Raw genomic sequence first — 14342 nt, 5'->3', positions numbered from 1 at the left:
TCTGGACCTCTGGACCACAGGACAAGGACGCTCGGATGGAGCGCTTTCCCGGCTGGCAGATATGGATTCGTGGACCTTGCGAACAGGGGAACGGCCCCATCGCTTTCGTTTGCAGCGGCCAATAGCAGCTTTTTTGCCTTCCGTCACCCCGACCTCACGAAGGGCGGTCATGCAGAAATGAAGGAGGCCGGCGATGTTGCGCCGGCCTTCCCCAAACCAAACATGCAATGCAGGCTTACCTGCAGTTCTCGATCTTCTGCAGCGCGGCAGAGATCCCCGAAAGCGAGTAGGTGTAGCTTGTGGCCGTGCCACGAGCCGACGTCGCCTTGACGGTCATGGTCGAGCCGCCCTTCATGGCGGCAACGAGTGCCGGTTCTTCGGCTGCGTTTTCGACCCATGCCGAGCTGTCCTTGACGAACAGCACGAAATTCTTGTTGTCGATCGTCACATTCACCTTGGAGTCGCCCTTCATCGGGTACCCCATCATGGCCTGTGGCTCATACGAGATGTTCTGACCCGGGCGCTGCGAGACGACAAAGAAGATGTCGCCATGATTGACACTCGCCGGCTCCTTGGCCGTCGGAACGGAAAGCACGTAGCACACGGTGCCGCCATTCGACTTGTAGGAGTAGGCACCCCAGGCCCTGAACTGCTCGATTCGCGTGGGCGATTGCGCGTTGGCGAGCCCGCTGCTCGCCAGGAGGATTGCCAGTGCGGTTACGCTACTTCTTACGAACATGTCTTCCTGCCGGTTGTTTCCATCCATCACCCAGCCAAAAGACCGGGCGCTCATCGTCAAAACCTGTGTTCAGTTTGACTTAATTTACCTTACCAAACGGTGAACGACGCACGCCTTGTTGTCACATTCGGTGTCGGCATACCGTCTAGCGCCCCGAAATCCGGCAAAAAACGGTTTTGGGACCTCGGTCCTGCCGATGATGTAGAAGGAAAGAAAAAGGCAAGAGTTGGGCTGCTTTGGGCATCAAGGCAGCCTGTGGCAAAGTTCAGGCCCGCCTCTCCTTGTCCGCCAGGACGACGTCGGCTGCCTCATAGTGGCGATCCTTGATATGCCTGTTGATCAGGGCGATCGCCGTGGTGAGTACCGCGATGTCATCGGTGAAGCCGACAACCGCGAGAATATCTGGCACGACATCGATCGGCAGGACGAAATAGCCCAAAGCCGCCAACAGGATACCCCTGACACGAAAGGGCGTTTCGCGATCAGTGGCACAGTAGTAAGCGGCCACAAGATCCCGCGAAAACGGTATCTGTCGGGCAGCCTTTTTGAAGGTTGGCCAAAAACGGCTACGAACCTTCGCTTCCTGTCGCTCCTGGGTTTCCTCGTCGCCGGGAAGCAGGATCTCACCGATCTTCACGTCATCCATAGCCCATCGATCCTTTCGTTCGGACCCGATCAATCATATGTGAATGGCAGCCTGCAACTTCAATCACCGTCATCCGTTCCGGGCAGCTGCCAGTTCCATGAGAACGGCGAGCTTGAAATCGAGTTCCGTCACACCGCCGGCAGAATGGGTCGTGAGGGTCACATCGACCTTTTTATAGACATTGAACCATTCCGGGTGGTGATCGAGCTTTTCCGCAGCCAGCGCACATTCCGCCATAAAGCCAAAGGCCTGGCGAAAATCGCGGAAGACGAAGTGTTTTTCGATCGCGGCACCATCACGCCCCAGCGCCCAGCCATGCAACTCCTCCAACCGCGCTGCGATGGACGTCGTATCCAGTTTCTCGTATTTCATGCTGAAACTCCTCCTTCTGGATCAACCGATGCCGGCACCATCCATTCTCTTCGTCTGCCTGGGCAACATTTGCCGGTCACCGCTGGCGGAAGGAATCTACCGCCACCTTGCCGCAGGGACCAGCGAAAAGCCCGTGATCGCTTCGGCCGGAGTTGGCAACTGGCACGTCGGAAATCCGCCGGATCGCCGGTCGATCAAGGCCGCGGCGGCAAACGGGATCGACATCTCCCGGCAGCGCGCCCGTCAGGTGCAGCCACAGGACTTCGGCCGGTTCGATCTGGTGGTCGCGATGGACAGAAGCAACCTGGCAAGCCTGCAAACGCTTCGGCCGCAGGACGCGACAGCTGCCCTGCATCTCTTCGCCGAGCTCGCATTCGGGAGGCAAGAAGATGTGCCCGACCCCTACTACGGTGAAACTGAAGATTTCGAGCGGGTCTACAGCATGCTTTTTTCGGGCTGCTGCGCGGTCGTCTCGAAATTCGAGTAACCACCCGTCTCGTAGAGAGGGAAGATCTCCTCGGTGAGATAGGGACCGCCGCCGACGGATTCCCGGGACGACAGGAGCACGAAGCGTCCAACGCAAAATGGCATGGTATGGAAGTTGCCACGGCCGCTCAGGTAGTGAACGACATCCTCGACGCGCGAGGCCTTCAAGCGGGCAAGTGTCACGTGCGGGGTGAACTTGCGTGGGTCCGGCGGCAAGCCGATGCGCTGGCAGATGCGCTCGATCTCGCTCTGCAGCGCGAAGAGTTCGGGCGCAGGAGAGACGCCTGCCCAGATCGAATGCGGCTTCTTTGAACCAAAGGAACCGATACCATTCAGGGTCAGGGAGAATTCGGGGCGGTCGATCCGGTCGAGCCTGTCGACGACTTCGTCTGCCGTTCGGCCGTCCACATCACCGATGAAGCGCAGCGTGATGTGGTAATTCTCCACATCGATCCAGCGAGCCCCGGGGAGGCCACCGCGCAGCAATGAAAGGCTCATTGCAGCGCTGCGCGGAATTTCGAGGGCAGTGAACAATCTCGGCATGGAGCGCTCCCCGAATCTTTTGCAGGTGCTCACAGCGAATCATGCAATGACATCAGGCGCAAGCGTTTAGTTTGACTGCCCCTTGATGCCTGCCACCCAAGATTCGGCGAGAGGCAGGATGCGTTCTGCCATAAGCTTCAGGCCTTCCGTGTTCGGGTGCATCCCGTCCTCGAGCAGCAGGCTGCGTTCGGTGATCACGCCGTCGAGCACGAAGGGGTAGAGCGGCAGACCATGTTTTTCGGCAAGCCGTGGATAGATCGCATTGAACCTCTTGCCGTAGTCATCACCCATATTCGGCGGCGCCAGCATACCCACGAGCAGGATCGGGATATCCCGCTCTTTCAGCCGGATAATGATCTGCTCCAGGTTCTTCTCGGTCTGCTCCGGCGGAATACCGCGCAGTGCGTCGTTGGCGCCCAGTTCGAGGATGACGCCGTCGGTCCCCTCCGGCACCGACCAGTCGACGCGAGAAAGACCGCCGGAGGTCGTATCGCCAGAAACGCCGGCATTGCTGATCACGACGTCATGTCCCTTGGCCACAAGCTCGCGCTGCAGCTGGGCCGGCAAAGCGTCTTCCTGTGGCAATTGATAGCCTGCCATCAGGCTGTCACCGAGGCCCACTAGCTGGAGCGGTTCGGCCGCAGCAATCCGCGGACCGGCAAAGGTGGCCAGCAGGATCACGGCGAAATGAAGGAGCACTGCTTTAAATGTCATGGTGGCTTCCCTAGATTGGCAAGAATGCCGCAGTGCGGCGAAGCTTCAGTCCCGCAGATATAGGATGGATGAGTGTGAGAAACAGCATCATCGAACTGAAAAGCGCCGATCTCACCCTTGGCAACGCCGCAGCATCCGTTCACGTCTTGAAGAGCATCGATCTTTCGATCGCTGAAAGTGAAGCCGTGGGCATCGTCGGGCCATCCGGCTCCGGCAAGTCGACGCTTCTGATGGTGCTGGCCGGCCTCGAACGCCTCGACAGCGGCGAGATCCACGTTCGCAACACGCCGCTTCACACCCTGAGTGAAGACCGGCTCGCCGATTTCCGCGGCAAGAACATCGGCATCGTCTTCCAGTCCTTCCATCTGATCGCCAACATGACGGCGCTCGAGAACGTCGCAGTTCCCCTGGAACTCGCCAATGTGAAGGGCGCCTTCGACATAGCACGCAAGGAACTGGAGTCCGTCGGCCTCGGGGAGCGCCTTAGCCATTATCCGGGCCAGCTCTCCGGTGGTGAACAGCAGCGCGTGGCGATCGCCCGAGCGCTCGCGCCGTCTCCCGCTGTCCTAATCGCCGATGAGCCGACCGGCAATCTCGACACAGAGACCGGCCGCCAGATCGCTGACCTTCTGTTTTCCAAGCAGCAGGAACGCGGCATGACACTGATCCTCGTCACCCACGATACGGCGCTTGCCGCCCGCTGCACCCGGCAGATCAAGGTGGCATCCGGCCGCATCGCCGGAGACAGCCGAACCGAGCAGACCCGTCTCGCTTCGGTGTCCGCATGACATCCTTCGGCACGCGTCTGTCCATTGCCTTCCGTATCGCCCTGCGCGAACTGCGTGGCGGCCTAAGTGGCTTCTACATCTTCCTCGCCTGCATTGCGCTGGGAACCGGTGCGATCGCAGCCGTGAACTCCGTATCGACAGCAATCACCAATGCCATCTCCTCGGAAGGACGGACGCTTCTGGCTGGCGACGTTCGTTTCGAACTCGACAATCGCGAGGCGACCTCGGACGAACTGGCATTCCTCGAAGGCTTCGGCACGGTCTCCGTCACCACCAATCTGCGCTCCATGGCCCGCCTGCCGGACGGATCGGATCAGTCACTGGTCGAAATCAAGGCGGTTGATGAAGCCTATCCGCTCTATGGCAGACTGATCGCCGCCCCTGACCAGCCGCTTTCCGAATTGCTCGTTGCGGACAATGGCGCCTATGGCGCGGTTGTCGCCCCTCTTCTGCTTGAACGCATGAACATGAAGGTCGGCGACGAATTGCTCGTCGGCAATGCTCGGTTCCGGATCAACGGCACGATCGTCACAGAGCCAGATTCGATCTCTGACGGTTTCGGCTTTGCCCCGCGCTTCCTGACCAGCCGCGAAGGCCTCTTCACAAGCGGCCTAGTGGCGACCGGCAGCCTCGTCGAACACGCCTACAAAATCCGCTATAACGAGCCCGCACCGACGGCAGATGCCATTCGCGAGCGCGCTCAAGCCGAGCATCCGACGGCAGGATGGTCGATCCGCAGCAGTGATCGGGCGGCTCCCGCCCTGACGGAGAATGTCGAGCGCTTCTCGCAGTTCCTGACTCTGGTCGGCCTCACGGCGCTTGTGGTCGGCGGGGTCGGCGTCGCCAATGCCGTTCGCGCCTTCCTCGATTCCAAACGAACCGTCATCGCCACTCTGAAATGCGTCGGCGCACCGGCCTCGGTCGTTGTCATGGTCTACCTGATCCAGATCACTCTGGTGGCATCCGTGGGTATCCTCGCCGGCCTCGTGCTCGGTGCAATCGCCCCACCAATCGTCGCAAATTATCTCTCCGGCATCCTGCCGATCTCCGCCGAAGCAACACTTTATCCGCGCGCACTTCTTCTGGCGGCCGTCTTCGGCATGCTGGTCACCTTTGCCTTTGCCATCCTGCCGCTTGGCCATGCCCGCAAGGTGCCGGCGACGGCCCTGTTCCGCGAGCAGGGCTTCGAAGCTTCGGGCCTTCCGTCCTGGCCATACCTGCTTGCCATGGCGTTGGCGCTCGGCGCCCTGGCGGCGCTTGCCATCTTCACCTCGGAGCAACGGCGGATCGCGACGATCTTCCTGGCCGCCATGGCGGCAGGCTTCGTGCTGCTCCGTGTGGTTGCCATGGGCATCGCCTGGCTTGCGAAGCGCAGCCCTCCGATCCATTCCGCAGCCTTGAGGCTTGCCGTCGGCAATATCCACCGCCCCGGCGCCCTGACCCCTGCAGTCACACTGTCGCTCGGCCTTGGCCTCAGCCTGCTCGTGGCGCTCGCGCTGATCGATGGCAACCTGCGACGTGAGCTGACCGGCAACCTGCCGGAGCGGGCACCGAACTTCTTCTTCGTCGACATCCAGAGCGGTGAGATTGACGGCTTCCGCAATCTCGTCGAAGGCATGGCACCCGAAGGCAAGCTGATCGAGGTACCGATGTTGCGCGGCCGTATCGTCGAGCTCAACGGCACCGATGTCGCCAAGGTCGAGGTGCCGCCGGAAGGCCGCTGGGTTTTGCGCGGCGACCGTGGTCTGACCTATGCGAAGAACATACCGGAAAACAGCACCGTCACCGAGGGTGAATGGTGGGCGGACGGCTACACCGGGGAGCCGCTCGTCTCCTTTGCAGAGCAGGAAGGGCGCGAGCTCGGCCTGAAGATTGGCGACACGATCACCATCAATGTCCTCGGCCGCAACATCACGGCGAAGATCGCCAATTTCCGCACCGTCGAATGGGAAAGCCTGTCGATGAATTTCGTCATGGTGTTCTCGCCGAACACCTTCGCCGGCGCCCCTCATGCCTGGCTGGCGACGCTGATCGACCAGGACGCGACCTCCGCGGAGGAAGCCTCGATCCTGCGCTCGGTCACACAACAGTTCCCGACAATCACGACCGTCAGGGTGAAGGACGCCCTCGATGTCGTCGATCGCCTCGTCGGACAGCTGGCAACGGCGATCCGTGCGGCCGCTGCCATCGCGCTGATTGCGTCCGTCCTGGTTCTGTCGGGTGCACTGGCAGCCGGCAACCGGGCACGCACCCATGATGCAGTCATCCTGAAGACGCTGGGGGCGACCCGCGCCATGCTGATCCGCGCCTTCACCTACGAATACATGCTGCTTGGCGCGGCCACGGCGCTCTTTGCGCTCGTAGCCGGTGGCGGGATCGCCTGGTTCGTGCTCAGCCAGATCATGAAGCTGCCGTCCAACTTCCTGCCCGATGTCGCAGCGATGACCCTCGTGATCGCGCTGGTGGTCACGATCGGTATCGGTCTGGCCGGAACCTGGCGCATCCTCGGTCAGAAGGCAGCCCCTGTCCTTCGCGAGCTTTAAGGTCGGATGCGGCGGGCAAGACCCCGCCGCCCGCAGTATTACCGCGATTTAAGATTGTGGCCCTTGTCGTGGACGGGGGAACCTCTCATATTGAAAGCACGCATGCTGGGCTTCGCAGCGGCGCGGGAGCCATCCGGGCTCTGCTGTCCAATATCGAAGCTTTGAGAGAGGAAAACATGTCCGAACTTCGCAACTATCAGAGCCGTCAGGGTCAGACCCAGTCGGCCACGATGATCGACGAAGGTCTGCGCGCCTATATGCTGAAGGTCTACAACCTGATGGCATTGGGCCTCGCCATCACCGGTATCGCAGCCTTTGCAACCTTTCAGTTGGCGGTTTCCGGCGGCGAACTCACGGCTTTCGGCCAGGCGATCTTCCTGAGCCCGCTGAAGTGGGTGGTCATCCTGGCACCGGTCGCCATGGTCTTCTTCCTGAGCTTCAGGATCCACAAGATGAGCGTCGCAGCCGCGCAGACGACCTTCTGGGTCTATGCCGCAATGATGGGCCTGTCGCTGTCGTCGATCTTCCTGATCTACACGGGCGCAAGCATCGTGCAGACCTTCTTCGTCACGGCCGCCTCGTTCGGTGCCCTGTCGCTCTATGGCTACACCACCAAGCGTGACCTGTCGGCCATGGGCTCGTTCCTGATGATGGGTCTCTTCGGCCTGATCATCGCCTCGCTGGTCAACCTGTTCATGGCCTCCTCGGCCCTCGACTTCGCGATCTCAGTGATCGGCGTACTGATCTTTGCCGGTCTCACCGCCTATGACACGCAGTCGATCAAGGAGTCCTATCACGAGAGCAATTCGAGCGAGATGGCTGGCCGCAACGCCATCATGGGCGCTCTGCGTCTCTACCTCGACTTCATCAACCTCTTCCTGTTCCTCCTGCGTTTCCTTGGAAACCGGAACTGACGGTTAAAGGCAGGCTCTGGGAAACCCCGCTTCGGCGGGGTTTTTCTTTGCCTGGCAATCGACTTCGGCCGACGGCAGGCACAAAAAAACCTCCGGATTTCGCCGGAGGTTTTTTCATGACCAAAAGTCGAAGCGGTTTACGCCGCTTCTTCCTGTGTATCGTCTTCTTCGATCGTCTTGCCGCGCTTGGGACCCTTGGCAAGGTTGACCTCGACAAGGCGAACGGCCTCCGTCTCGGACATCTTGTTCACGGCAGCGATTTCACGTGCCATGCGATCGAGAGCAGCTTCATAGAGCTGACGCTCGGAGTAGGACTGCTCCGGCTGGTTCTCGGCACGATAGAGGTCGCGAACGACTTCAGCGATGGAGATCAGGTCACCGGAATTGATCTTGGCATCATATTCCTGAGCGCGACGCGACCACATGGTACGCTTCACGCGAGCCTTGCCCTGAACCACCTTCAGCGCGCGATCGACAAAATCTGTCTCGGACAGCTTGCGCATTCCGATGCTCACGGCCTTGGCAACCGGAACCTTCAGACGCATCTTGTCCTTTTCGAAATCGATGACAAAAAGCTCGAGCTTCATGCCGGCGACTTCTTGCTCTTCGATGGTGGTGATGGTACCCACGCCATGGGCCGGGTATACGATCGACTCGCCGGTCTTGAAGCCGTGGCGTGCCGAGGAAGTCTTCTTCTGCTGGGTCGTCATTCTATTCAAATACTCCCTGTTTTGCTCCCGGCGTGATGCCGGCGCCGGGTCGGTCAGGCCCGGATGAGACGACAAGGTTGCGAGACTTGTCATCCTGATCCAGTCCGCGACACAATCAAACGCCACCCTCGTCGCGACTGAGACACGACACAAAAGTGTCGCCGATGTCACGTATATCGCGCGGTAGTGAGTTTGCTTTCGTGATGGTTCAGGGCATAGCTATGCCGCAAAGTGGAACAGTTCCGAGACGCTATCACAAAAAGACGAGGAAATCAATATTTTAGTGCAGTGCGCCACAATCATGGCGCACGCAACGGCGAATCCGCAGCCAAGTGATGGAATTTTGGGCAGGCTTCCATCTCACGACGCCGCGCCGAAAGGCCTCAGTCGCCGGAGCCCGGCTTGTCCGAGAAGAACTGCTCGAACTTGCCATCGACGCCATCCATTTCCTTGGCTTCCGGCATCGGTTCCTTCTTGACCGTGATGTTCGGCCAGATCTTTGCGTATTCCGCATTGATCTTCAGCCATTTGTCCAGCCCCGGCTCCGTGTCGGGCTTGATCGCCTCGGCAGGACATTCCGGCTCGCACACGCCGCAATCGATGCACTCGTCCGGGTGAATGACGAGGAAGTTTTCGCCCTCATAGAAGCAATCGACAGGGCAGACCTCGACACAATCGGTGTATTTGCAGCGAATGCAGTTATCGGTGACGATATAGGTCATGCGGCACTCCAGGATGGCGTTCTCGAACGGCAGGAGAAAGACGAACGTGGGTGGTTCTGACGGGAATACTACCCCGTTTGGAACGGCCCGCGCCCTACCGGAAATTTCTGTCGGACGGCAAGTGAGCTAATGCGGAATCCCTGCCAAGGCAAGGATAAACACCCTCAATTCGGGCGCCTTTGTAGAAATTTTCTAATCAGCAGACCAATCCGGCTCGCCGCGCAGATCATCCAGCGCCCGTCGCTCCTTCTTGGTCGGCCGGCCCGCGCCTGGGGCTCGGACGCCCGGCTCGGATGGACTGAAGGGCTTCTTCTCGGGCGGCGGCGTGAGATCCTCATAGAGGAGCCTCGCTTCCTGGTAGGGACCACGCCTCTCACCCGGCAACTTCACGACCAGCACCAGGTCACGCTCGGGCATGGCGATATCAAGACGGTCGCCGACCTTGAGCTGATGACTGGGTTGACGAACCTTCTGCCCATTTACGCTGACATGGCCCGCAGCCACCCGCTCTTGCGCGAGGCTGCGTGACTTTGCCACACGGGCGAAGAACAGCCACTTGTCGATGCGCTGGCGCGAACCGCTTGGTGGCTGCTTGTCGTCCATTACTTCTTCAGCTGTTCCTTGAGAGCCGCGAGTTTGGCGAAGGGCGAATCCGGATCGAGCGGCTTCTCCTTGCGCGGTGGCTTCGCCTCGAAGCGTGCTGGCTGCGACTTGTTGTTGTCGCGCTCCGGCCGCGGACCACGGTCCTTGCGGTCGCCACGATCCTGGCGGTCGCCCTTGCCGGCAAACTTGCCGCGATTGTCGTCACGACGCTCGCCACGATTGTCCGAGCGCCGATCGTCACGGCGACCTTCGCCACGCTTCTCGCCACCAGCCTCGCCGCCTTCACGTGGCGCCTGGTTGCGCTGACCCTGCGGACGACGATCGCCGCCGGGGCGGCCCGTCCCACGCTGGTTGTCGCTGCGGCCACCTGGACGCCAGAGGAGTACCGGCTTCGGCTCGGTGGCTTCAGCAGATTGCTCCGCCGAGGCGACATCTTCCGCTGCTGCCGCGGGCTGCTCTTCGGCAACGGCCGCAGGGGCTTCGCCTTCGCTTGCCGTTTCACCAGCCTGATCGGCATCGTCGACGCTGTCGTCTTCGCTCTTTTCGGCAGCTGCGGCCTCCGTGGGGGCCGAGCCACTATGCGCCGCAAGGAACGCGGCCGCTTCTTCGGCAGAAACGCTATCCGCACGGTAGCCGAGACCCTTCAGGATCTCTTCCATATCATCAGGGGTCGCACCGAGGATCGACAGCATGGCAGTCGTCGTGGTGAAGCGACGACCATCATATGCACCGTCCGGACGCGCCGGCGAACCCGGCTTCCACTGCAGGAGCGGACGAATGAGGTCGGCGAGACGCTCGAGGATGTCGATACGCACTGCACGCTTGCCGAGGAACCGGAAGCCGGCGAGCTTGTAGAACATGCGCTCATAGCTCGGATCGGTGACGACGGAGGTGCGGCCGGCAGCCAATACCGGGATCAGATCGCCGTAACCCGGCTTGTCCAGACCGTCATGTTTCAGCGCCCAAAGGAGCGTGATAAGTTCTGCCGGCGCCGGCTTGAGAAGGGCCGGCATGAAGATGTGGTAGGCACCGAAGCGCACACCATAACGGCGCATCGATGCGCGGCCATCCTGATCTAGGGTCTTGACGTCATCTGCGACATCACGGCGGAACAGAACGCCCAGGTTTTCGACCAGCTGGAAGGCCAGACCCTTGGCAAGGCCCTGCAGGTCTTCGGCGCGCGACAGATCGTCGAGCGGCTTCAGGACCGTCGAGATATGGTGATTGACGAAACGTTCGATGCGGGCGGCAACGTGATCCCGGGCCATGCCGGTCAGCTGTTCATCGGCCAGCAGGATGACACGGGGATGCAGGATGTGGTCCGTCCCGATCAGACGCGCAACCGGATCGCCCAGCCAGCGAACGAGACCGTCCGAGCCGATGGCAAGATCATTATTGCCGGAAGCGTGCAGGCGCGCCGCGCGCGCCTCGAATTCCAGCGCTAGCGCCTTGTAGGCGGCCGCCTGAACGGCCTTCGCGTCCGGGCCCTCCATGCCGGAGATCGGCGTGAACCGGAACCCCGCAAGTTGTCCCATGGCATGGCCTTCCACGAAGACATCGCCGTTCACACTGATTTCAGCTTCCAACATCGCATTCTCTCTCAAGCGCTTCATGAGCACAGATGTCCTGCGATCAACAAAGCGTTTCGTCAACCGTTCATGTAACGCATCGGACAATCGGTCTTCGATTTCCCGCGTCTTTTCTTGCCAGTGTGTCGGATCGGCAAGCCAGCCGGGCCGGTTCGACACATAAGTCCACGTTCTGATCTGCGCGATCCGCGCCGACAGCGTATCGATTTCGCCGTCGGTGCGATCGGCTCGGCGCACCTGCTCGGCGAGAAAGTCCTCGTTGACGGTGCCCCGCCTGACCAAATCAAAATACAGACTCTGAATCAGATCAGCATGCTGTGCAGGCGTAATGCGCCGATAGTCGGGCAGCGCGCAGGCTTCCCAGAGTTTTTCCACCCGCTCGGGTCGATTGGTGATGTCGGCGATCTCGGGATAGCGCGAAAGATACTCCAGCGCCTGCTGATCCGTCGCCGGCAGCGCGCGCGTCAATCCTTCGACACGCGGCACCGCATCGAGGCTTCTCTGCAGGCCAGCAATCGACGAGAAATCGAATTTTTCAGTCCGCCATTGCAAAACTTTGACGGAATCGAATTGATGCGTTTGCAGCCGGTCGACCAGCTCTTCATCGAAGGGAGCCACCCGTCCGGTCACACCGAACGTGCCATCCTTGATGTGACGCCCGGCACGACCCGCGATCTGGCCAAGCTCGCCCGGATTGAGGTTGCGAAACTGATAGCCGTCGAACTTTCGATCCTGCGCAAAGGCGACATGGTCGACGTCGAGGTTGAGACCCATGCCGATGGCATCGGTCGCCACGAGGTATTCGACATCGCCTTCCTGGTAGAGACCGACCTGGGCATTGCGCGTCCGTGGGCTGAGCGCACCCAACACGACAGCCGCCCCGCCCCGTTGGCGGCGGATCAGCTCGGCAATCGCATAAACTTCTTCCGCGGAAAACGCGACGATGGCTGTCCGCTGCGGCAGACGTGTGATCTTCTTCTGGCCTGCATAGAAAAGCTGCGACAGGCGGGGTCGTTCGACGATGGTGATCCCGGGCAAGAGCTGAATGAGGATCGACTTCATCGTCGCCGAACCGAGAAGCAGGGTTTCCTCGCGCCCCCTCAGATGCAGCAGACGATCGGTGAAGATATGCCCGCGCTCCAGATCGCCCGCGAGCTGAATCTCGTCGATGGCAACGAAGGCCGCCTTGGTTTCGCGCGGCATCGCCTCGACCGTGCAAACGGAGAAGCGCGCTTTCGGCGGGCTGATTTTCTCCTCACCGGTCACGAGTGCAACGTTTTGTGCACCGACACGCTCGACCACGCGCGTGTAGACCTCACGGGCAAGCAATCTCAGCGGCAGACCAATGATGCCCGACCCGTGCGCGACCATGCGTTCGATGGCAAAATGGGTCTTGCCGGTATTGGTTGGCCCCAGCACAGCACTGACGCCGCGGCCACTCAGGATCATGGGTTGCGTATTCAAAGACCGCTCCGCTAGTCGGGACCGCGCTTTTCCGCACACCGGCACCCTCGGCCAACACATGGCGACGAAGGAGGGTAAAGGCAAGGCGCTTGATGCATTCATCCCAGAATTCGGCAGAAAGCTGAGTCCGATCAGAGCCTTGCACACCCGGAACAGGCTGAGAACGAATCAGCGACGAATCGATGACTCCGGCAGATTCAGGCTTTGTTCTTGAGCCGCAATCAGGAGCGCAGCGGGATTACGTTAACGCTGGACCTCAAGGAGCTGCACCGAGAGACGACGACACGGAGATGGAACAATTGCGAACAGCTTCACGTTGCGCCGCCGAGGTGAAACCTGATGACACTGTCCCCGCCGCCTGCCGAATGGATTGGAGCTAACGACCTGCCGCAGGACTTTGTCCTGATTCACGGCATGGTCATGGCCCCGTCCTTCTGGCGCACCTATTCCCCAGACGTCGTGCGAAGGGCGCGCAGTGCCGCTTACGCCCTGCCAGGACATCATCCCTGGAAACTAACGGAGCCAGGCCAGGCGATAACGCCCGAAGCCGTCGCTTCCGCCTACGCCGAAGCGATCCAGCGAGACTTCGGCGGCAGGCCGGTGACGCTGATCGGCCATTCGACCGGCGGCTTCGTGTCTCTCCTGATCGCCCGGCATTACCCGGAACTCGTGAAGTCCATCGTTCTGATCGGCGCCTTTGCCTGCGGTCGTTTCGAAGGCCAGGAACGACTTCCAGCCAAGTTGTTGCGAGTACCACGCATTGGCCCTCTCCTGTTTCGCCAGTTCTTCCGGCGCTGGATCTCCACCAGCGAGCAATTCCGCTGGGGATCGATAGAATGCGTCTTCGACAAAGGTTGTCCCTGGCAAAACGAACGCGCCGTGGCGGCCATGGAAGAAGTGCGGTTGCAGTTGCAGCAAGCCCGGCCCGAGGACATCGCAGCCTGCATTCGCTTCATGTCGGCAACAAGCCTGGTCGGCGATCTATCCGAGATCCGGCGGCCGGTGCTCAATATCGTCGGAGCCGAGGACGCCATCGTTCCTTCGGCGCATCAGTTACGGGTATCGAAGCTCTTGCCCCAGGTGCAGACGGTTCTTCTGAGAAATTGCGGTCATCTGCCGATGGTCGAGCACCAGACCCTGACGGCAGGGGTCATCAGCGCTTTCGTCGATGGCATGGCCACGATCGAGGAGAAGCGGCCGCGCCACATGACCTCGCAAGCCGGGAAGCCCGCAGCTGATCTGTTCCGTCTGATGGGTCTACGTCTTCGCCGAACGGAACAAACCGTCTCGGCTCGCGTTCAGACGGCACAACAAACTGTTTTTCATCCAGGCTCAGGAGAGGGTCCAAATGAGTACCATCCTTATCGTCATTCTAATTCTGCTTCTTGTCGGCGCTCTGCCAAGCTGGGGCTATAGCCGCGGCTGGGGCTACGGTCCGTCGGGGGGACTGGGGCTCGTACTGCTCATCCTCATCATCCTGATGTTGATGGGTCGCATTTGACCTGAACT

General features: G+C 60.6%; 15 protein-coding genes. 6 read left to right on the top strand and 9 right to left on the bottom strand.

The window, feature by feature from the left end; genetic code table 11:
* Positions 1 to 235: 235 nt before the first annotated feature.
* From IP85_RS14320 to IP85_RS14310, 3 genes are all read right to left on the bottom strand, one after another.
* Positions 236 to 739 (bottom strand): invasion associated locus B family protein, encoded by a 504-nt coding sequence (locus IP85_RS14320; protein ID WP_054150436.1) that lies wholly within the window; start codon positions 737 to 739, stop codon positions 236 to 238.
* A 265-nt stretch (positions 740 to 1004) separates the two neighbouring features.
* On the bottom strand, positions 1005 to 1385 hold the full coding sequence (locus IP85_RS14315) for a YkvA family protein (protein ID WP_054150354.1): 381 nt from the start codon (positions 1383 to 1385) through the stop codon (positions 1005 to 1007).
* A 69-nt stretch (positions 1386 to 1454) separates the two neighbouring features.
* Positions 1455 to 1757 (bottom strand): 4a-hydroxytetrahydrobiopterin dehydratase, encoded by a 303-nt coding sequence (locus tag IP85_RS14310; protein WP_054150353.1) that lies wholly within the window; start codon positions 1755 to 1757, stop codon positions 1455 to 1457.
* A gap of 28 nt (positions 1758 to 1785) precedes the next feature.
* On the opposite strand from IP85_RS14310, the gene IP85_RS14305 reads away from it, so the two are divergent.
* Positions 1786 to 2244 (top strand): low molecular weight protein-tyrosine-phosphatase, encoded by a 459-nt coding sequence (locus IP85_RS14305; protein WP_054150435.1) that lies wholly within the window; start codon positions 1786 to 1788, stop codon positions 2242 to 2244.
* Here the strand turns inward: IP85_RS14305 and thpR are convergent.
* Positions 2193 to 2786 (bottom strand): RNA 2',3'-cyclic phosphodiesterase, encoded by a 594-nt coding sequence (gene thpR, locus IP85_RS14300; protein WP_054150352.1) that lies wholly within the window; start codon positions 2784 to 2786, stop codon positions 2193 to 2195. The two genes, IP85_RS14305 and thpR, sit on opposite strands and share 52 nt — an antisense overlap.
* A gap of 66 nt (positions 2787 to 2852) precedes the next feature.
* Positions 2853 to 3500, bottom strand: a complete 648-nt coding sequence (locus tag IP85_RS14295) for an arylesterase (protein WP_054150351.1) — start codon at positions 3498 to 3500, stop codon at positions 2853 to 2855.
* Positions 3501 to 3574: 74 nt separating this feature from the next.
* On the opposite strand from IP85_RS14295, the gene IP85_RS14290 reads away from it, so the two are divergent.
* The 3 genes from IP85_RS14290 (at position 3575) to IP85_RS14280 (ending at position 7745) form a co-directional block, all read left to right on the top strand.
* Positions 3575 to 4288 carry an ABC transporter ATP-binding protein gene (locus tag IP85_RS14290; protein ID WP_150127478.1) on the top strand — a complete coding sequence of 238 codons (714 nt, stop codon included), beginning with the start codon at positions 3575 to 3577 and terminating at the stop codon, positions 4286 to 4288.
* Positions 4285 to 6831, top strand: a complete 2547-nt coding sequence (locus tag IP85_RS14285; RefSeq protein WP_054150349.1) for an ABC transporter permease — start codon at positions 4285 to 4287, stop codon at positions 6829 to 6831. The genes IP85_RS14290 and IP85_RS14285 overlap by 4 nt, the downstream gene beginning before the upstream one ends.
* Positions 6832 to 7007: 176 nt before the next feature.
* Positions 7008 to 7745, top strand: a complete 738-nt coding sequence (locus tag IP85_RS14280; protein ID WP_054150348.1) for a Bax inhibitor-1/YccA family protein — start codon at positions 7008 to 7010, stop codon at positions 7743 to 7745.
* Positions 7746 to 7882: 137 nt separating this feature from the next.
* On the opposite strand, the gene IP85_RS14275 is transcribed toward IP85_RS14280, so the two are convergent.
* The 4 genes from IP85_RS14275 to IP85_RS14260 all read right to left on the bottom strand — a co-directional run bounded on the left by IP85_RS14275 (position 7883) and on the right by IP85_RS14260 (position 12818).
* Positions 7883 to 8455 (bottom strand): CarD family transcriptional regulator, encoded by a 573-nt coding sequence (locus IP85_RS14275; RefSeq protein ID WP_054150347.1) that lies wholly within the window; start codon positions 8453 to 8455, stop codon positions 7883 to 7885.
* Between the two features lie 383 nt (positions 8456 to 8838).
* On the bottom strand, positions 8839 to 9177 hold the full coding sequence (gene fdxA / locus IP85_RS14270; RefSeq protein WP_054150346.1) for a ferredoxin FdxA: 339 nt from the start codon (positions 9175 to 9177) through the stop codon (positions 8839 to 8841).
* A gap of 192 nt (positions 9178 to 9369) precedes the next feature.
* Complete coding sequence (locus IP85_RS14265; protein ID WP_054150345.1) at positions 9370 to 9780, bottom strand: RNA-binding S4 domain-containing protein; 411 nt, start codon at positions 9778 to 9780, stop codon at positions 9370 to 9372.
* On the bottom strand, positions 9780 to 12818 hold the full coding sequence (locus IP85_RS14260; RefSeq protein ID WP_054150344.1) for a helicase-related protein: 3039 nt from the start codon (positions 12816 to 12818) through the stop codon (positions 9780 to 9782). The genes IP85_RS14265 and IP85_RS14260 overlap by 1 nt, the downstream gene beginning before the upstream one ends.
* Before the next feature lie 354 nt (positions 12819 to 13172).
* Here IP85_RS14260 and IP85_RS14255 point away from each other — a divergent pair, with 354 nt between their 5' ends.
* On the top strand, positions 13173 to 14249 hold the full coding sequence (locus IP85_RS14255; RefSeq protein ID WP_054150343.1) for an alpha/beta hydrolase: 1077 nt from the start codon (positions 13173 to 13175) through the stop codon (positions 14247 to 14249).
* Positions 14182 to 14334: a DUF3309 family protein gene (locus tag IP85_RS21985; RefSeq protein WP_076396891.1), complete on the top strand. Its 153-nt coding sequence runs from the start codon at positions 14182 to 14184 to the stop codon at positions 14332 to 14334. The genes IP85_RS14255 and IP85_RS21985 overlap by 68 nt, the downstream gene beginning before the upstream one ends.
* Positions 14335 to 14342 lie beyond the last annotated feature (8 nt).

The organism is Rhizobium sp. AAP116, from assembly GCF_001295785.1.
GTDB lineage: Bacteria > Pseudomonadota > Alphaproteobacteria > Rhizobiales > Rhizobiaceae > Allorhizobium.
This window is presented reverse-complemented; position numbering and strand designations above follow the sequence as displayed.